The 18390-nt window shown below is 45.8% G+C and carries 17 protein-coding genes; 3 read left to right on the top strand and 14 right to left on the bottom strand.

Features of this window, described 5'->3' with window-relative positions:
- Positions 1-2 precede the first annotated feature (2 nt).
- The 5 genes from phaR to ICN20_RS09220 form a co-directional block, all read right to left on the bottom strand.
- Positions 3-563, bottom strand: coding sequence for a polyhydroxyalkanoate synthesis repressor PhaR (gene phaR, locus ICN20_RS09240; protein WP_216239784.1), 561 nt, complete (start codon positions 561-563; stop codon positions 3-5).
- 119 nt (positions 564-682) lie between these two features.
- Positions 683-1423, bottom strand: a complete 741-nt coding sequence (locus ICN20_RS09235; protein WP_215360233.1) for a 3-ketoacyl-ACP reductase — start codon at positions 1421-1423, stop codon at positions 683-685.
- A gap of 32 nt (positions 1424-1455) precedes the next feature.
- Complete coding sequence (phaC, locus tag ICN20_RS09230; protein WP_216239777.1) at positions 1456-3090, bottom strand: class I poly(R)-hydroxyalkanoic acid synthase; 1635 nt, start codon at positions 3088-3090, stop codon at positions 1456-1458.
- Positions 3091-3205: 115 nt separating this feature from the next.
- Positions 3206-3967, bottom strand: coding sequence for a peptidoglycan editing factor PgeF (gene pgeF, locus ICN20_RS09225; RefSeq protein ID WP_216239775.1), 762 nt, complete (start codon positions 3965-3967; stop codon positions 3206-3208).
- The gene (locus ICN20_RS09220) at positions 3964-5004 is read right to left on the bottom strand and encodes an RluA family pseudouridine synthase (RefSeq protein WP_216239773.1); all 1041 of its coding nucleotides are present in this window, start codon (positions 5002-5004) and stop codon (positions 3964-3966) included. The genes pgeF and ICN20_RS09220 overlap by 4 nt, the downstream gene beginning before the upstream one ends.
- 20 nt (positions 5005-5024) lie before the next feature.
- On the opposite strand from ICN20_RS09220, the gene ICN20_RS09215 reads away from it, so the two are divergent.
- Positions 5025-5912 carry an outer membrane protein assembly factor BamD gene (locus ICN20_RS09215; RefSeq protein WP_216239771.1) on the top strand — a complete coding sequence of 296 codons (888 nt, stop codon included), beginning with the start codon at positions 5025-5027 and terminating at the stop codon, positions 5910-5912.
- A gap of 81 nt (positions 5913-5993) precedes the next feature.
- Here ICN20_RS09215 and alr read toward each other — a convergent pair whose 3' ends face one another.
- Positions 5994-7085, bottom strand: coding sequence for an alanine racemase (gene alr, locus ICN20_RS09210; protein WP_216240409.1), 1092 nt, complete (start codon positions 7083-7085; stop codon positions 5994-5996).
- Positions 7086-7159: 74 nt separating this feature from the next.
- On the opposite strand from alr, the gene lplT reads away from it, so the two are divergent.
- A complete protein-coding gene (gene lplT, locus ICN20_RS09205; RefSeq protein ID WP_216239769.1) occupies positions 7160-8479 on the top strand; it encodes a lysophospholipid transporter LplT in 1320 nt (439 codons plus the stop codon).
- Between the two features lie 31 nt (positions 8480-8510).
- Here lplT and ICN20_RS09200 read toward each other — a convergent pair whose 3' ends face one another.
- From ICN20_RS09200 to scpA, 8 genes are read right to left on the bottom strand one after another with little or no spacing between them, the layout of a single operon-like run.
- Positions 8511-9035: a DNA polymerase III subunit psi gene (locus ICN20_RS09200; RefSeq protein WP_216239767.1), complete on the bottom strand. Its 525-nt coding sequence runs from the start codon at positions 9033-9035 to the stop codon at positions 8511-8513.
- Positions 9032-9562 (bottom strand): ribosomal protein S18-alanine N-acetyltransferase, encoded by a 531-nt coding sequence (rimI, locus tag ICN20_RS09195; RefSeq protein ID WP_216239765.1) that lies wholly within the window; start codon positions 9560-9562, stop codon positions 9032-9034. Before rimI ends, ICN20_RS09200 begins: the two co-directional genes overlap by 4 nt.
- Positions 9562-10266 carry a tRNA (adenosine(37)-N6)-threonylcarbamoyltransferase complex dimerization subunit type 1 TsaB gene (gene tsaB / locus ICN20_RS09190; RefSeq protein WP_370624544.1) on the bottom strand — a complete coding sequence of 235 codons (705 nt, stop codon included), beginning with the start codon at positions 10264-10266 and terminating at the stop codon, positions 9562-9564. The genes rimI and tsaB overlap by 1 nt, the downstream gene beginning before the upstream one ends.
- Positions 10267-10319: 53 nt before the next feature.
- On the bottom strand, positions 10320-10787 hold the full coding sequence (locus ICN20_RS09185) for a VOC family protein (RefSeq protein ID WP_216239764.1): 468 nt from the start codon (positions 10785-10787) through the stop codon (positions 10320-10322).
- A gap of 27 nt (positions 10788-10814) precedes the next feature.
- On the bottom strand, positions 10815-12839 hold the full coding sequence (accC, locus tag ICN20_RS09180) for an acetyl-CoA carboxylase biotin carboxylase subunit (RefSeq protein WP_216240405.1): 2025 nt from the start codon (positions 12837-12839) through the stop codon (positions 10815-10817).
- Between the two features lie 26 nt (positions 12840-12865).
- On the bottom strand, positions 12866-14398 hold the full coding sequence (locus ICN20_RS09175; RefSeq protein ID WP_216239762.1) for an acyl-CoA carboxylase subunit beta: 1533 nt from the start codon (positions 14396-14398) through the stop codon (positions 12866-12868).
- A 10-nt stretch (positions 14399-14408) separates the two neighbouring features.
- Positions 14409-15434 carry a methylmalonyl Co-A mutase-associated GTPase MeaB gene (gene meaB / locus ICN20_RS09170; protein ID WP_216239759.1) on the bottom strand — a complete coding sequence of 342 codons (1026 nt, stop codon included), beginning with the start codon at positions 15432-15434 and terminating at the stop codon, positions 14409-14411.
- Positions 15435-15448: 14 nt separating this feature from the next.
- On the bottom strand, positions 15449-17623 hold the full coding sequence (scpA, locus tag ICN20_RS09165) for a methylmalonyl-CoA mutase (RefSeq protein ID WP_216239757.1): 2175 nt from the start codon (positions 17621-17623) through the stop codon (positions 15449-15451).
- A 94-nt stretch (positions 17624-17717) separates the two neighbouring features.
- On the opposite strand from scpA, the gene ICN20_RS09160 reads away from it, so the two are divergent.
- Positions 17718-18356: a GntR family transcriptional regulator gene (locus ICN20_RS09160; RefSeq protein WP_216239755.1), complete on the top strand. Its 639-nt coding sequence runs from the start codon at positions 17718-17720 to the stop codon at positions 18354-18356.
- The last annotated feature ends 34 nt before the right edge of the window (positions 18357-18390 follow it).

The following is an 18390-nucleotide window of genomic DNA, read 5'->3' as shown; positions in this document are numbered from 1 at the left end:
AACTATTCTTTTTCAGTTTTATTGGGCTGTGGTGAAAATGGAAAGTTCCCAAAGATATTTTGCGAGCCTTGTACTTGCTCTTGCATTTTAATGAAAAGATCTTTGCTCTGTTCCATGTAATTACCCATCAAACCTTGCATGAGGGGATTTTGCAGATTCATCATCTGAGACCAGGCTTCTGGAGTGCTGCCCGCACCCAACCCTTTGGTTTGATCACCAAGCTTGTTGTGGATGTCCACAAAAGACTGCATGGTCTTCTCAAGATAGTTGCCCATCAAACCTTGCATGGAGTTGCCATAGAAGCGAATGATTTGCGAGAGCATTTGTGTAGAGAACACTGGAGCGCCACCAGCCTCTTCTTCAAGAATAATTTGCAGCAAGATATTGCGCGTTAAATCTTCTTCGGTTTTAGCATCAACAACCTTAAAGACTTCGCTGGCCATGACCAAGTTCTTGATATCTGACAAAGTGACATACGTACTTGTCTGCGTATCGTATAGACGACGATTAGGGTACTTCTTAATGAGCCGATCTTCGCCAGCTCGTTTAGCGCGGGTAACCATTTATTTTCCTTACTCTTTACTGCATCGCAACATCAGCGTAGTTTAGCCTTAAGTTGACCAAAAGGTAAATACGCCGAGTTGCGTGATACAAGAACTGCAATAAATGCTGCAGCGCAATATTAACCAGTGTGAATACCACCGTTTAATGAGAAGTCTGCACCAGTGGCATAACCACCATCATCGGATGCAATCCAGCAGCAGATTGAAGCAATCTCTTCAGGGGTACCTAAGCGTTTAACTGGAATACCAGAAACAATCTTCTCCAGGACATCCTCTCGGATCGCTTTAACCATATCAGTACCGATATAGCCTGGAGACACCGTATTTACCGTGACGCCCTTGGTGGCAACTTCTTGGGCTAGAGCCATCGTAAACCCGTGTAAGCCTGCCTTAGCGGTGGAATAGTTAGCTTGGCCAAACTGACCCTTTTGACCATTTACAGAAGAGATATTGATGATTCGACCCCAGTTGTTTTCAACCATGCCATCAATTACTTGTTTGGTAACGTTAAATAAGGAGTTCAGGTTGGTATCAATCACAGCCTTCCAGGCATCTGGCGTCATTTTGCGGAAAACGCTGTCACGGGTAATACCTGCATTGTTTACCAAAACATCAACACGCCCTACCTCTGCCTTCACCTTTTCAAAGGCGGCCACAGTGCTATCCCAATCTGAAACATTACCCTCAGAAGCAATAAAGTCATAGCCGAGTGCTTTTTGCTCGCCGATCCAGCGATCTTTTCGTGGTGAATTCGGGCCGCAACCAGCGATCACCTTAAAACCGTCCTTAGCAAGACGTTGACAAATAGCGGTACCAATACCACCCATACCACCAGTTACATATGCGACTTTTTGAGACATTGAATTCCCCTTTTAAAAACCTTCGTTAATTGTTATTTAATTTCCGGCGTTGCTTTTTCTTTTACGTAGACACCAGGTGCGGCTTCCATTTTTTTGTACTTAGCATTACCAAAGGTAGCGCTTGCCTGCCTCTTCTCACCACCAAATTGCTCTAGCCACTTGGTGTAGTCAGGCCACCAGCTACCTTGAATTTGTTTTGCATCATCTAGCCACTCTTGAGCTGTTGGTGCAATCTTGTTGTTTTCAAAGTAATAGCGCTTATTTTTAGCGGGTGGATTAATAACACCTGCAATATGACCAGATGCCCCCAGAACAAAGCGATTTTTTCCTTTGAGAAGATGAGTGGATTCGTAGGCAGACTTCCAAGGAACGATATGGTCCTCCTGGGAAGCATATAAATAGGTGGGGCATTTAATTTTCCCGAGATCAATCTTCTCGCCACAAATTTTGACTTTGCCAGGCTTGACTAAATCATTTTGCAGATAGGTGTGACGCAGATACCAGCAGTACATTGCTCCAGGCAGATTGGTGGAATCACCATTCCAATACAACAAATCAAATGGAGGTGGTGAATTACCTTTAAGGTAGTTCTCCACAACGTAGTTCCAGACTAAGTCATTGGGACGAAGGAATGAAAAGGTATTCCCTAAATCCAAGCCCGACATCATGCCGTACTTGCCACCCTTGCCGCCAATAGAGCTCTCGCGCATCTCGACCATACCTTCGTCGATAAACACGTCCAAAATACCGGTATCAGTAAAGTCCAACAGTGTCGTCAACAGCGTCAAGCTTGCGGCAGGATGTTCATCTCTTGCTGCCAGTACCGCCAACGCTGAACTGGTTAAGGTACCGCCAACGCAGAATCCCAAGATATTGATTTGCTTGGTATCCCCGATCTCTTTAACGACATCAATCGCTTTGATTACGCCCTTGCCTACATAATCATCCCAACTCACTTGAGCCATAGAAGTATCTGGGTTTTTCCAGGAAACTAAAAACACAGTATGACCCTGGCTTACCATGTGGCGCACTACTGAGTTGTCGGGCTGTAAATCCAGAATGTAATATTTATTGATGCAAGGTGGCACCATCAAATAGGGGCGCTCAAACACTTGCTCAGTTAGTGGTGTGTATTGAATTAATTCAAACAATTCGTTACGAAATACGACATGACCTTCAGTAGTGGCAATATTTTTACCGACCTCAAAGGCGGACTCATCTGTTTGCGAGACCTTGCCTTTTTTCATGTCCCCCAACAAATTCACAATCCCCTTTTGAATGGATTGCCCTTGGGAGCTAATAATGCTTTCTAGTACTTCTGGATTGGTGGCAATAAAGTTTGATGGCGAAAGCGCATCAATCATCTGCTCGGTTGTAAATAAAATCTTTTGCTTTGACTTTTCATCCGTCTCAACTGCTTTTGCCAATTCCATTAAATGCTTGGAATTGAGTAGATAGGTGGCGGCAATGACTTTGCTCCAGGAAGAGTGCCATGCTTGGCCTGCGAAACGTCGGTCTTTAACCTCAATCGCTTCAGGATTGGTGGCAATATGCGCTAATTCTGTGAAATATTCTTTTTGAATTTCAGATAAACGCTCTGGCGGAATTAGTGCCATATGGTGCGCTGCCAAAGATGGCGTTGCACCGGTATTCATGCCTGCAAACATATTAGTCTCTTCAATTGGTTAAGGACATTCTCCGCCCTTAAGCACTATAGAGTTATACGCAAATACCCTAGCCCAAAGGATAAGCTAGTACTAACCCGTATATTTCTTAACAAATCTATTTTTCAATCCAGATGGCTGATGCAAATCTTCCGGTTTCACCATCGCGGCGATAAGAAAAAAACTGATCTTGGTCTTTGACGGTGCAATATTGACCACCAAAAATCATCTGCAAACCGGAGGCCTTTAAACGCGCTCTGGCCAACTGGTAGATATCCGCAAGAAACTTTCCAGGCTTATGGGGCATAGTCTTAAATGCATTCAAAGGAATAGGTAAGCCAGAATCCTTAAAAGCGATGACTACATCCTCCCCAACCTCAAATGAATCAGGGCCAATTGCCGGACCAAACCAAGCAATCAAGTGACTCGGATCTTTATCCTCAGAAATTTGCAGCATTTCTGCAATCGTATTTTCTAAAACACCAGCGCAAAGCCCTCTCCATCCAGCATGAGCAGCGCCAACTGCAGTACCACCGGTATTGGCGAATAGCACTGGCAAACAGTCGGCCGTCATGATGGCCAATACCTCTCCTGGAACATTGGTCACCGAAGCATCTGCCTCAATATAGTCATTTGGATTTGTGAGTCGGTTTTGCGGGGTGCTAACTACAGTGCCATGGATTTGTTTCAGCCAAATGGGCTCTGATGGCAGCGCTTTAGAAAAGATGGCTCTGTTCTGCGAAACATCTTTGTCTTCATCACCAACATGATCCCCTAGATTGAGAGAATCAAAGGGGGCCCTACTGACGCCTCCCGAACGCGTGCTTACCAACCCATGAACGGATCTTGGTGCCGGCCATTGAGGGGTAATAAAACTCATGCACGCAATTCGTTTTCAATTGAAGCTAGTACCACCGCTTCTTTAGGAAGAATGGATTCATCCATGCCAAGCTGCGGCAATAAATCCAATAAGTCTTGTGGAGGTAAACGGAACCAAGTCATCAACTCCTGTTTCACTGGATGCTGAAGACTCAGAGCAAAAGCATGTAAGGCTTGGCGGTTAAAAGAAAGATTTTTGGCGGCACCCGGTGCTTTTTTGCGATAAACCGGATCGCCAACCAAGGGAAAGCCAAGTGACTCTAAATGAACGCGGATTTGATGGGTGCGCCCTGTCTCCAGGCGACATTCCAAAAGGGCAACGGCCGCTTCCCCAACCAAACCTTTGCCTAGACGACGGAACAAGGTGGCGGCAGGTTTTCCTTGGGGGCTACCAGCTGCCATCTTCAGACGATCTCGTTGATCTCGCCCGACTGATGCAATCACTTTGCCCTGACTTGGGGCATCGCCCCATACCCATGCAAGGTAACGACGCCCTACCGTTCGTTCTTGAAGCTGGCGAACCAAAGAGGTCTGAGCCTGAGATGTTCTTGCCACAACCATTAATCCGGACGTATCTTTATCTAGCCTATGAACAATTCCAGCCCTGGGAAGTAGTTTGAGCTCGGGATAGCGAAATAAGAGTCCATTTAATAGGGTTCCCGACCAATTGCCAGCAGCAGGGTGAACCACTAAGCCAGGCGGCTTATTGATGACGATGATGTCATCATCCTCATAAACCACATCTAGGGGGATATCCTCAGGACTAAAGGCAAATTGTTCGGGCATTTCTTGCGGAAATACCTTGATACTCTCGCCGCCATGCAGCAAATAACGGGCTTTCGTTACTTTTCCATCGACCATAACCGCCCCCGCCTCAACCCAAGCCTTCAGGCGATTGCGTGAATAATCAGGCAAAGACCCTGCCAGCACCTTGTCCAAGCGCTCGCCAGCCATCTCCAAAGGGATATCCAAAGAGATGAAATCCTCATCATCGATATAATCAATGGGATTCGATTCAGGAGTTTGCGGCAATGCCACGCTTAGAGAGCCTTTCAGTTATGTCCGACGTAATATCAGACGCCAGTTTAAGGCTTGCTGGGAATTCTTCCCCACAAAAAAAGAGCAGCCGCTTTTATAGCGCTCCGTTCGCCCTACTTTTTGCACTGATCTTTGCATTAATGCTTTTAAGTGGATGCGCAGGTAGTGACGGCAGCAAAGATGACACCGATATTTGGTCTGAGGCAAAACTCTACTCAGAGGCGACTGACAAACTCAATGATGCTGATTTTGCTAAATGCGGCAAATACTTTGAGAAGTTAGAGGCGCGCTTTCCGTTTAGCCCTTACTCGCAACAAGCTCAAATCAATGCTGCCTATTGTTATTGGAAAGCCCAAGAACAAACTCAAGCTCTCGTTGCCATTGATCGCTTTATTAAATTGCACCAAGGAAGTCCAAGCTTAGATTACGCCTACTACTTAAAAGGCCTCATTACTTTTAATGATGACTTGGGTTGGTTGGGTAAATTTACCGGCCAAGATTTGAGTGAACGTGACCCTAAAGCTGCTAAAGAAGCTTTTGAATCCTTCAAGGTAGTTGTAGAGCGCTTCCCAAATAGTAAATACGCTCCTGATGCTTTAGATCGTATGCGCTATATCGTGAACTCCCTTGCAGAGGCTGATGTCATCGTTGCACGCTTTTATTATCAGCGTGGTGCCTACTTGGCAGCAGCCAATCGTGCGCAGCTCGTAATCCGCGACTATGACCGTGCACCTGCTGTCGAAGAGGCGCTCTATATTCTGACCAAGTCTTATGAAAAGCTGGGCATGGTTCAATTAAGCAATGATTCTGCGCGTGTCTTTAAATTGAACTTCCCTGATAGCGAAATGTTGCTTACTGGTGAGCGGGTTAAAAAAGAACGCAAATGGTGGCAGTTCTGGAATAAGTAATCTGATTTAGCTTCAAATCCAATCCAATAAAAAATCCTCCGAACTGGAGGATTTTTTGTATCGATACGCAGTGTGGATGTTTTATTTGATTTCTACCGGCACCCTAGGCGCCACAGCACAAAGCAATTCATAACCAATCGTATCGCTCATTTGTGCCACAACATCAACTGGCACCTTATCGCCCCAGAGCTGCACAACACTACCAACCCCTGCGTTAGGGGCGTTATGCAAATCAATTGCCAACATATCCATAGAAACTCTGCCTACCAATGGACAAATAACACCATGGTCACCAGAGCTTACCCAAACTGGAGTGCCATCTTTTGCGTGACGAGGATATCCGTCAGCATACCCACAAGCAACAATACCGATGCGCATTGCATGAGGCGCTTCAAAGCGTCCGCCATAACCAATGCGATCACCCTTTTGCAGTTCCTGAATATCGATAATTTCACTATGAAGATGCATGACCGCCCGAAGGTTGGCGTGCTCTATATCGGCATGCTGCCCGGTCGGTGAAGCTCCATACAGCATGATTCCAGGGCGCACCCAATCACCCAAGGCATTGCGATGCCATAAGATGGCAGCTGAGTTTGCTAAGGATGTAGGGCCCTCTAGACCATTGATGGTCTCGTTAAATAATTCCTGTTGCGACCCAACCGACGGTAAGCGATCAACTTGATCAGCATTTGCAAAATGGGTCATGTGATGCATGTGATAGCCAGCAGCATGTAAGCGATGAAAGGCAAGTCGATAAGCCTCTGGCTTAAATCCGAGACGGTTCATGCCGGTATTCATTTTGAGAAAGACATTAAAAGGTTTATGGTTACTGCTCTTAAAGCGCTCCAGCCACTCCACCTGGGCATCACAGTGAACCACTAGGTCGCAGGCCAAATCATCCGCCCTGGCTAGCTCATTTTCATGAAAAAACCCCTCTAAAAGCAGGATACGCCCTTGCCAGCCGTGTTCTCTTAACCAGGCGGCCTCCTGAATATCCAGCAAGGCAAATCCATCAGTGGAGGCCAATCCTTTGAGTGCTGCACCAAAACAGTGGCCGTAAGCACGGGCTTTGATCACCGCCCAAATCTTGGACTCTGGCGCCAATTCTCGAACTCGGTTTAAATTATGCTGAAAGGCAGCTGTATGAATAGATGCCAAAATTGGCCTATTAATCAGGTCATTAGCTGATTCACCCATATTTACCCCTCCTTTCATGTTTTAATTGTATTAATGACTAGATTGTACGAATGAACCGTAGCTTTTACATCATTATGGCGGCGCAATTTTTTTCGTCGCTTGCTGATAATGCTCTCCTAATTGCAGCTATTGCCCTCTTGGCCCAGCTCCACGCGCCGGCCTGGATGACGCCTTTGCTCAAATTGTTCTTTGTATTGTCCTATGTTCTCTTAGCAGCCTTTGTGGGGGCCTTTGCAGACTCCCGGCCCAAGGGCAATGTCATGTTTATTACCAATACCATTAAGTTTGTTGGGTGCGTGGCCATGTTATTCGGTAGCCATCCATTGATGTCTTATGCCATCGTTGGTCTTGGCGCTGCAGCCTACTCTCCCGCAAAGTACGGCATTCTGACTGAACTGCTTCCTCCTGAAAAATTAGTAGCCGCAAATGGTTGGATTGAAGGCCTTACAGTTGGCTCGATCATTCTGGGCACAGTCTTGGGCGGCGTTCTCATCAGCAGCACCGTATCTCAAAGTCTTTTGGCATTGGATATGCCGACATTTGAGACTGGCATTGATACTCCAGCAGAATCGGCCATCCTCATCATCATGATGATTTACGTTGTTGCCGCACTGATTAATCTCAAGATTCCAGATACCGGTGCTCGTTACGTTTCTCAAAAAACCAATCCAATAGAGTTGGTTAAAGACTTTGCCATTTGCTTTAAGACGCTTTGGAATGATCGCCTTGGTCAGATCTCCTTGGCAGTAACTACTTTGTTTTGGGGTGCTGGCGCCACCCTTCAATTTATTGTGATTAAGTGGGCGCAAGTAGCTCTGCACATGAATCTATCGCAAGGCGCAATTCTGCAGGCAATCTCAGCAGTTGGCGTTGCCGGTGGCGCAGTCTATGCCGCTTGGCGGATTCCACTTCGTAAATCTTTGAACGTTCTACCCTATGGCATTGCCATGGGTCTGGTTGTCTGCGTCATGGCGGTCTACAACTCTGACATGCTCCCGAATACCAGCATTTTCTCTATCGGAAAATTGCAGGTCACTCTAAATTTATTGCCCGCTTATTTCTTATTAATCTTAGTGGGATGGTTGGCTGGTTATTTTGTAGTGCCAATGAATGCCTTGCTACAACATCGTGGTCACGTACTGATGTCTGCAGGCCATTCCATTGCCGTTCAGAACTTTAATGAAAATATTTCTGTTTTGATGATGCTACTAATCTATTCGCTGCTGATCTGGTTAGATATACCAGTTCAAATTGTCATTATTGGTTTTGGTGTGGCCGTGAGTCTCATCATGTGGCTAGTGATTAAGCGTCACGCTAGAAACCAAGCAGAATATGACTCCATGCATTTGATTGGTGAACACAAGCACTAAGCTTGGTCACCACTAAATCAAGACCTAGTCTTTAGCTATTTTGCAGGACGGATTTAGCAAGCAACAAATCCTGCCAGAGTAAGGCCTTCTCTTTTGGATTGACGAGCACTTGATTTAGCTCAAATGAAGCAATTACTGGAATCTCTTCTTCATTGCCCGTATTCAAGGCCAGTACTGTTTCGCGAAGCTGGGGTAATGGATCTCTTTCACCAGTAATTTTCTGGGCAGTAGGTCCACCAAAAGCAACTACCACCACTGGTGATTCAGGGCTGGATAACTGGCTTAAATTCTCAGTAGATTTTCTCCAAGACCATTCATTCTTAGCCAAACCCAAAACGCGAATGATGTTTTGAAGCAAGATTTTTGCATCGCCCTGTGGCTCATTACCGAAAAACCACCAAGCGCCATATGAAGCTCGCTGGGTTGCTTCACCCGCTGTAGTGGATGCCTGTGCACTACTAGCAATCGAAACAGCCGTGGAAGCCTGGACAGCGTCGCGTGAGGCCCACTCTGTAATGCCCATTTCTTTTAAAAAGGCTGAATGATTATTGGTCATGACTCTAGCTTAATGGATTTAGCCATAACAAGTGCGTCTTCTCGTGAACCGGACTCTGGACTTGCTGGATAGTAATTCTTGCGCACACCGATTTGCTCGTATCCCAATTGTTCATAAAGGGCCAAGGCTGCAGCATTTGTGGGTCTTACTTCCAATATGATTCGTGGCATTTTCTGCTGGGCAGCAACCCCCTCAATTGCAGCCATCATTCTTTTTCCAAGGCCAAGTTTACGTAAATGGGGTGATACCGTAATGTTGAGTAGATGCAACTCATCGACTGCAGGAAAAAGAATGCAATACGCCCAAAGGATAGTTGGATCTAGATACGATCCCTTCACCATTTGATCAACTTGTGGGCGAATGCAATAAGCCCAATGCCCAGCAGCTAAAGAATCTGAAAAATTGCCTTTAGTCCAAGGATGAATGTGCGAGACAGATTCAATCTTTAAAACCTCATCAAGATCTGCAGCCTGCATTGGCATGAAAGAGAGTTCTGCTTCTTCTCCAGCTGATGAATGCTCTGACATTACTTCAATGCCTCTTCACGTTCAGCAGTAGTTAATGCGACTTTGTTTCGTACATACATAGGCTCCAGTTGCCGAACATCGTGCTGCAACCCCTTTGCAAATGCTTGCTTTGCACAATCCAAGATTCCTATAGCGGATATGGAAATCTCCGAATCCAAGATACCCTGAAAGACTGGTAAACGCTCGCTATAAGCATTAATAGCACTGCCAGCTAAGAGCCCGATATCCACCAGATCAATATTCTCAGGCTTAGTGAGCTGGATATCACTAATGCGTTTAGGCAAAAGATTTGACTGGGTTTCGTATTTAGCCCAGTAGATCTCTTCCATCCGTGCATCAATAGCAATGATGAAATACTGTGGATTGGTTTTTTTGAAAGTACTTGTATTAATCAGTTGAGCTGCTATTGCGTCTAGACTAGATACAGAGATTACTGGCAGATTATTTGATATAGCTAAGCCTTGGACTGCTGCTACGCCTAGCCTCACGCCTGTAAAAGCGCCGGGCCCAATTCCGACCGCGATGGCATCCAGATCTTGTAAAGAAATATTTGACTTGCTTAACAGTGTCTCAATCCAAGGTAAAAGGAGTTGGCTAGCACCTGCTGAGATAGCTTCATGTCTTAGCTCTGGTGCTTGATCACCTAAAGATAAAGCCACCGAACACCAGGCTGAGGAGGTGTCGATGGCCAATAGATTTGCCACGATATGCCTTATTTGGTTATTTTCTTAGTAAATTGACTAATCAATAAAGCAAATTATGAACTTAATCCAGCAATGACTTCTGGTGGAGCTTGAACCAGCTCAATCAAAACCCCCTCACCACTGACCGGGAACTCATCATTTCCCTTAGGGTGAACGAAGGTAATGTCATAGCCAGCAGCGCCCTTACGGATGCCCCCAGGAGCAAAACGCAGTCCATTTGCGGAAAGCCATTCGACAGCTTTTGGTAAGTCGTCCACCCATAGACCGATATGGTTGAGTGGTGTCTGGTGAACAGCTGGCTTCTTTTCGATGTCAAAAGGCTGCATCAAATCAACTTCAATCTCGTGCGCACCAGAACCAATAGCGCAAATATCCTCATCAACGTTTTCGCGCTCTGAGACAAAAGTACTTTTGTATTCAAATCCCAGCATATCAACCCATAACTTTTTGAGTCGATCTTTATTTTCTCCACCAATGGCAATTTGCTGAATACCTAAAACCTTAAATGGCTTTGTGCTCATAGTTATCAATCCCTTTTTACAACCAGGTTACTCAAAGCGAATGATCAATTGGTCAACCGCCAAACTATCACCCTCTTTCGCGCAGATTTCAGCAACGACACCATCTTGCATTGCGGATAGTGTATTTTCCATTTTCATCGCCTCAATCGAGGCTAGTTTTTGACCAGCGGTGACTGCTTCTCCAACTTTAACGGCAATCTTCGTCAAAAGACCGGGCATTGGAGACATGACTAATTTAGAAGTATCTGGCGGTAGCTTGACCGGCATACGTCGCTGGAGCTCAGCACCTAATGGGCTTAGAACCATACACTCAAAATGCACGCCATCTAGAATCAGGCCGTATCTCACGCCTCGACGCTCAACTTGCGCAGTGATTTTATGGGTGCCATTGATGGTGGCATATAGACAAATTTGCCCCGGACGCCAATCGCTGACGATGTCATAACGACTTACGCCATCCGTTTCATCAATATAGACAGAATAAATACCGTCTTTAAGTTCAACCCGAATAGGCACTTCATATGGATCTTCCATCGAGCCAGTTTTTTTGCCAGTCACGACAACAAAATTCTTGCCAATAATCATTTCATGGCCGGCTAATTGACCATCAATCATTTGAATATGTTGAAGGTAGCGATAGCGCATAAATGCAGCTAAGGCTGCCAAACGCTTAGGATCCGCCGGTTGTACAGAATCCTTTTTGAAACCCTCTGGATACTCCTCAGCAATAAAGCCGGTAGTAAAGTCACCATTTACAAAGCGTGGATGCTGCAATAAGGCCGCCTGAAATGGGATATTCGAATGAATACCGCGAATCACAAAATCATTTAAGGCAGCACGCATTTTTTCTATCGCTTCTGTACGATCCTTGCCATGCACGATCAACTTGGCAATCATTGAGTCGTAATACATTGGGATCTCGCCACCCTCATACACGCCGGTATCTACACGTACGCCGTTGATAGCCTCTGGGGGACGGTATTTCACAAGGCGGCCGGTTGAAGGCAGGAAGTTTCTAAATGGGTCGTCCGCATTAATACGACATTCCATTGACCAACCATCCAACTTCACATCTTCTTGTTTAAATGCCAGTTTTTCACCAGCAGCAACACGAATCATTTGCTCAACTAAGTCGAGACCGGTAATGCTTTCTGTTACTGGATGCTCTACCTGTAAGCGGGTATTCATTTCCAAGAAGTAGAAAGACTTATCTTTTCCAACAACAAACTCAACCGTACCAGCAGATTGATAGTTCACAGCCTTAGCCAAAGCAACTGCTTGTTCGCCCATAGCTTTTCGGGTTGCGGGATCGATAAATGGTGATGGCGCTTCTTCAATCACTTTTTGATGACGACGCTGAATCGAGCAATCACGCTCGTTTAGATAAACTACATTGCCATGCGAATCGCCCAATACCTGAATCTCAATATGGCGTGGGCCTTCAACGAACTTCTCAATAAAGATTCGATCATCGCCAAAGCTATTCATTGCCTCGGTTTTGCAAGCCGCAAAGCCTTCTGCCGCTTCTTTGTCATTAAATGCAACGCGTAAACCTTTGCCGCCACCGCCTGCAGAGGCCTTAATCATGACGGGGTAACCAATACCCTGGGCAATCTTGACCGCCTCTTCAGTAGTATCAATCGCCTCGTTATAACCCGGAATGGTGTTGACCTTGGCTTCTAAAGCAAGCTTCTTAGAGGCAATCTTGTCTCCCATTGCGGCGATAGACTGATGCTTAGGGCCAATAAAAACAATGCCCTCTTCCTCACAGCGTTTAGCAAACTGCTCGTTCTCAGATAGAAAGCCATATCCAGGGTGAACTGCTTCCGCACCAGTTTCCTTACAGGCTTGAATAATTCGATCCATCACTAAATAGGATTCGCGTGAAGGTGCTGGTCCTATGCAAACTGCCTCATCAGCTAGCTGCACGTGACGCGCCTCTTTATCGGCTTCAGAATATACAGCTACAGTTTTGATGCCCATTTTCTTGGCGGTCATCATTACACGGCAAGCAATCTCACCGCGGTTAGCAATCAGAATTTTCTTAAACATTTTCGTAGTCATCATTTGTCAGCGCCTTACAGAGGAATGTTGCCGTGTTTACGTGCAGGATTCTTCAGGTCTTTATCTTTAAGCATTGCTAGTGATCGAGCAATACGCTTACGGGTTTCGTGCGGCAAAATGACATCATCAATATAGCCGCGACGCCCTGCAACAAAGGGGTTGGCGAACTTGGATTTATATTCGGCTTCACGTGCAGCAATTTTTGCTGGATCTGATTTCTCTTCACGGAAGATAATTTCTACAGCGCCTTTAGGACCCATTACGGCAATTTCTGCTGAAGGCCATGCAAAGTTCACATCGCCTCGTAAATGCTTGGAAGCCATCACGTCATAAGCGCCACCATAAGCTTTGCGAGTAATCAAGGTCACTTTAGGCACAGTGCAATCTGCGTATGCATAAAGCAACTTGGCTCCATGCTTAATGATGCCGCCGTATTCCTGAGCAGTACCTGGCATAAACCCAGGAACGTCAACCAAAGTCACTACAGGAATATTGAAGGCATCACAGAAGCGCACAAAACGTGCAGCTTTAATGGATGCCTTGATATCCAAACAGCCAGCCAGAATTAAAGGTTGATTAGCAACAATACCAATAGAGCGGCCTTCGATACGAGCAAAGCCAATCACAATATTCTTTGCGTAGTCAGGCTGCAATTCGAAGAACTCGCCGTCATCTACGATCTTCTCAATCAACTCTTTCATATCGTAAGGTTGATTTGGATTTGATGGAACGAGTGTATCCAAAGAAAAATCCGGCTCTTCAGTACGATTCGCACCCTTGATCAAAGGTGGTTTTTCACGGTTTGATAGGGGTAAGTAGTTAAAGAAACGACGCAGCATCATGATGGCATCAACATCATTATCAAAAGCCAGGTCACAAACACCGGATACGGTTGAGTGAGTCACTGCACCGCCCAATTCTTCGGCAGTGACATCCTCATGAGTTACGGTCTTAACAACTTCAGGGCCTGTAACAAACATATAAGAACTGTCTTTGACCATAAAAATGAAATCGGTCAATGCTGGGGAGTAAACCGCACCACCAGCTGAAGGCCCCATGATCAATGAAATTTGGGGAATTACGCCTGATGCCGTGACATTGCGTTGGAATATCTCTGCATAACCACCAAGAGATGCAACGCCCTCTTGAATACGTGCGCCGCCAGAGTCATTTAGACCAATTACAGGAGCACCCACTTTGAGCGCTTGGTCCATGATCTTGCAAATCTTTTCAGCATGGGCTTCCGACAAGGATCCGCCCAAAACAGTGAAATCTTGTGAGAAAACAAACACTAAGCGGCCGTTAATCATGCCGTAGCCGGTAACAACGCCATCGCCAGGAACAGTTTGGTCAGCCATGCCAAAGTCATGACAACGATGCTCAACAAACATATCCCACTCTTCGAAGGTCCCAGCATCCAGTAAGAGCTCAATCCGCTCACGAGCAGTTAATTTGCCCTTAGCATGCTGAGCTTGAATACGTTTTTGCCCGCCACCCAATCGGGCGAGCTCACGCTTGGCTTCCAGTTGCTGAATGATGTCCTTCATTTACTACTCCTTAGAAAAATTCATGCCCCATGGCTTCCAGTAGTCGTCTTGCTGCTACTGAAGCTGCCATAGTTCCTTGGTTTACTTGGGCGCTTAAACTTGGTAGAAGTTCTTGCACTGCCACATTGCTACGAAATGCGTTTTTTAATCCGGCATCGATGCGATCCCACATCCATGCCCCAGCTTGTTCTTTGCGACGAGAATCAAATCTCCCATTTTCTTTCTGAAGTGATGCGAAATGAGAAACCTTATCCCACATCTCTGGGACACCTTTGCCCTCTAAAGCGCTTAAGCTCATCACTTGGGGATGCCATACCTCTTTAATGTGGGTGGCATGATCAGGGTTACCCTGAAAGCCCAATAGACGTAATGAGCTCGTAATGAATAATTGAGCACGCATAGCGGCATCAGGATCAATATCTGCTTTATTAATCACAATTAAATCAGCAATTTCCATCACGCCCTTTTTAATGGCCTGCAGATCATCGCCAGCATTTGGCAGCTGCAACAACAGGAACATATCTGTCATACCGGCAACTGCGATTTCACTTTGCCCTACGCCGACCGTCTCAACAATAATGACGTCAAAGCCAGCAGCCTCTGCAACCAACATGGCTTCTCGTGTCTTCTCTGCTACGCCACCCAGCGTGCATGACGATGGACTTGGACGAATAAAGGCATTTTCTAGAACAGATAAGCGCTCCATACGGGTCTTATCACCCAGAATGGAGCCACCAGAGATGCTTGAAGAAGGATCAATCGCCAATACAGCAACTCGATGACCTTTTTCGATTAAATAAAGGCCTAGAGTTTCAATCAAAGTTGATTTACCAACCCCAGGCACTCCTGAGATTCCTAAACGAAATGATTTGCCTGTTTTAGGCAATAAAGTGTTGAGCACATCATCTGCACGATGGCGATGATCTAGTCGAGTCGATTCAAGCAAGGTAATGATCTTTGCTAATGCGCGTCGCTGTTTAAGCGAAGGCGCACCGGTGAGATCATTCACCAGAACCTGATCAGCAGCTTCGAGCATGCCTATGATCCGTATTAAGCTGGTTTCACAGACTTGCGGATTTGCTCAAGCACATCCTTGGCCGAAGCCGGAATTGGCGTGCCCGGACCGTAAATACCTTTTACACCGGCTTCGTAAAGGAATTCATAATCCTGCCTAGGAATAACACCGCCAACGAACACGATGATGTCGTCTGAGCCCTGTTTCTTTAATTCAGCAATGATTGCCGGTACCAATGTTTTATGACCAGCTGCCAATGTTGAAACGCCCAATGCGTGAACGTCGTTCTCAATCGCTTGACGAGCACACTCTTCAGGGGTTTGGAATAAAGGTCCGATATCCACGTCAAACCCTAAGTCGGCAAAAGCAGTAGCAACCACTTTTGCACCGCGGTCATGACCATCTTGACCAAGCTTCGCAATCATTACCCGTGGACGACGTCCAAAGTCTTTCGCAAAGTCGGCAATCTCTGTTTGGAGTTTTGCCCAGCCTTCGGCTGAATCATAAGCAGCTGCATACACACCGGTCACCTTTTGAGTATCGGCGCGATGGCGCCCGTAAACTTTTTCTAAAGCGTCGGAAACTTCACCTACAGTTGCACGCAAACGAATTGCGTTTACAGACAGCTCCAATAAGTTACCGGAGTTATCTTCTGCAGCCTTGGTTAATGCCTCTAACGCAGCCTCTACTTTTTTGGAATCACGCTTAGCTTTAATATCTTTAAGACGTGCAACCTGACCTTCGCGAACCTTATCGTTATCGATCATTAATACGTCAACCAGGTCTTCTTTACCGAGCTTGTATTTATTTACACCTACGATTACATCGGAGCCTGAGTCAATCTTGGCTTGCTTTTCAGCTGCTGCAGCTTCAATTTTGAGCTTAGCCCAGCCGCTTTCAACTGCTTTCGTCATGCCACCCATCGCCTCTACCTCTTGGATGATTTCCCAAGCTTTGTCGGCCATCTCTTGAGTAAGACTCTCCATCATGTAAGAGCCTGCCCATGGATCGATCACACTAGGAATATGAGTCTCTTCCTGCAAAATCAATTGCGTATTACGAGCAATACGGCTTGAGAACTCGGATGGCAAAGCAATCGCCTCATCCAATGAATTGGTATGCAATGATTGTGTACCGCCAAATACAGCTGCCATGGCTTCTACGGTTGTTCTCACCACGTTGTTGTATGGGTCTTGCTCAGTCAAAGACCAGCCGGATGTTTGGCAGTGTGTTCGCAACATCAGAGATTTTGGATTCTTGGGCTCGAAGGATTTCATAATGCGCCACCACAACAAACGTGCGGCACGTAACTTTGCAACTTCAAGATAGAAGTTCATGCCAATAGCAAAGAAGAAAGATAAACGGCCTGCAAAGCCATCGACGTCGAGTCCTTTTGCAAGCGCCGTTTTTACATACTCTTTACCGTCAGCCAATGTGAAAGCCAATTCCAATACTTGATTGGCACCAGCCTCTTGCATGTGATAACCCGAAATAGAAATCGAGTTGAACTTAGGCATATGTTTGGCGGTGTACTCAATAATGTCGCCAATGATGCGAATAGAAGGCTCCGGCGGGTAAATATAGGTATTACGCACCATAAACTCTTTCAGAATGTCATTCTGAATCGTTCCCGATAATTGCTCTTGCTTTACACCTTGCTCTTCACCAGCAACAATATAACCAGCCAGCACGGGCAATACAGCGCCGTTCATCGTCATCGATACAGATACCTTGTCCAATGGAATACCATCAAACAAAATCTTCATGTCTTCTACCGAATCGATTGCAACACCAGCCTTACCAACATCGCCTGTAACACGTGGATGATCTGAGTCGTAACCACGGTGAGTAGCTAAGTCAAATGCAACGGACACGCCTTGACCGCCAGCATCTAATGCTTTGCGATAAAAAGCATTGGATTCTTCTGCGGTGGAAAAACCAGCGTACTGACGAATAGTCCATGGACGGACTGAATACATAGTGGCCTGTGGTCCGCGAACAAACGGTTCGAAGCCTGGCAAAGTATTTGTGTAATTAAGACCTTCAACATCTGAGGATGTATACAACGCTTTTAAATGAATTCCATCTGGTGTTTGCCAGCCCAATGAATCAACATCACCGTTAGGCGCAGATTTTTGCGCTGACTTTTTCCAAGCCTCCACATTGGTTTCTGGAAATGATGGCCATGAATTGTTTTCTTTAGAACTCACAAAAACTCCTGATTAATTTTTGCTGCGTTGCATCGTAATGTCCTTATATTCTGCTTGACAATTATTCATTTGTCTACATAATGTATTCATAATTATGAATACAAAACTGAATAATAGACCCCTATATGAGGATGTCGCCGATAGACTTCGGGAGCAGATATTTAGCAAACAGCTAGCGCCTGGAAGCTGGCTGGACGAACAATCATTGGCCGATCAATTTGGCATTAGCCGCACACCAATGCGAGAAGCAATTAAGGTTTTGGCTTCTGAAGGCCTTGTCACCATCAAGATGCGTCGTGGCGCCTATGTAACTGAGGTTGCCAGGAAAGATTTAGAGCAAATCTTTACCATTCTCTCGCTTTTAGAGGGCCAGGCAGCTAAGGAAACAGCCATTAAAGCCACTGAAGCTGAGCTAAACATGCTGGACCACTTGCACCACCGCCTAGAAAAAGCGGCTGCAGATCGTGATATTGAGCAGTTTTTTGAAGTAAATGGCAAATTTCATGAATTAATACAAGAAATTGCTGGTAATCGCTGGATGAATGGCGTGATAGCTGACTTACGTAAAGTCCTTAAATTACATCGCAGAGAATCGCTAACAAGTACTGGAAGGCTCCAGAACTCCTTAGTTGAGCATCGAGAAATACTCAGGGCTCTCTTGAAGAGAGATGAACAGGCAGCCGAATTAGCGATGCGCAAGCACCTGGCACAAGGCCTTGAGGCACTTCGTTAAACTATGAAATACCTATAAAAAATAAAGGCTTAGA

Origin of the sequence: Polynucleobacter sp. JS-Polo-80-F4, from assembly GCF_018881965.1 — a bacterium.
Taxonomy (GTDB): domain Bacteria; phylum Pseudomonadota; class Gammaproteobacteria; order Burkholderiales; family Burkholderiaceae; genus Polynucleobacter.
Note: the sequence above shows the minus strand (reverse complement) of the source record. Positions and strands in the feature narration are given on the sequence as shown.

Excerpts from the sequence above, each read along its gene's own strand:
- phaR (WP_216239784.1), bottom strand. The coding sequence starts at position 563 with ATGGTTACCCGCGCTAAACGAGCTGGCGAAGATCGGCTCATTAAGAAG.
- ICN20_RS09235 (WP_215360233.1), bottom strand. The coding sequence starts at position 1,423 with ATGTCTCAAAAAGTCGCATATGTAACTGGTGGTATGGGTGGTATTGGT.
- phaC (WP_216239777.1), bottom strand. The coding sequence starts at position 3,090 with ATGTTTGCAGGCATGAATACCGGTGCAACGCCATCTTTGGCAGCGCAC.
- pgeF (WP_216239775.1), bottom strand. The coding sequence starts at position 3,967 with ATGAGTTTTATTACCCCTCAATGGCCGGCACCAAGATCCGTTCATGGG.
- ICN20_RS09215 (WP_216239771.1), top strand. The coding sequence starts at position 5,025 with ATGTCCGACGTAATATCAGACGCCAGTTTAAGGCTTGCTGGGAATTCT.
- lplT (WP_216239769.1), top strand. The coding sequence starts at position 7,160 with ATGAACCGTAGCTTTTACATCATTATGGCGGCGCAATTTTTTTCGTCG.
- ICN20_RS09200 (WP_216239767.1), bottom strand. The coding sequence starts at position 9,035 with ATGACCAATAATCATTCAGCCTTTTTAAAAGAAATGGGCATTACAGAG.
- rimI (WP_216239765.1), bottom strand. The coding sequence starts at position 9,562 with ATGTCAGAGCATTCATCAGCTGGAGAAGAAGCAGAACTCTCTTTCATG.
- ICN20_RS09185 (WP_216239764.1), bottom strand. The coding sequence starts at position 10,787 with ATGAGCACAAAGCCATTTAAGGTTTTAGGTATTCAGCAAATTGCCATT.
- accC (WP_216240405.1), bottom strand. The coding sequence starts at position 12,839 with ATGTTTAAGAAAATTCTGATTGCTAACCGCGGTGAGATTGCTTGCCGT.
- ICN20_RS09175 (WP_216239762.1), bottom strand. The coding sequence starts at position 14,398 with ATGAAGGACATCATTCAGCAACTGGAAGCCAAGCGTGAGCTCGCCCGA.
- meaB (WP_216239759.1), bottom strand. The coding sequence starts at position 15,434 with ATGCTCGAAGCTGCTGATCAGGTTCTGGTGAATGATCTCACCGGTGCG.
- ICN20_RS09160 (WP_216239755.1), top strand. The coding sequence starts at position 17,718 with ATGAATACAAAACTGAATAATAGACCCCTATATGAGGATGTCGCCGAT.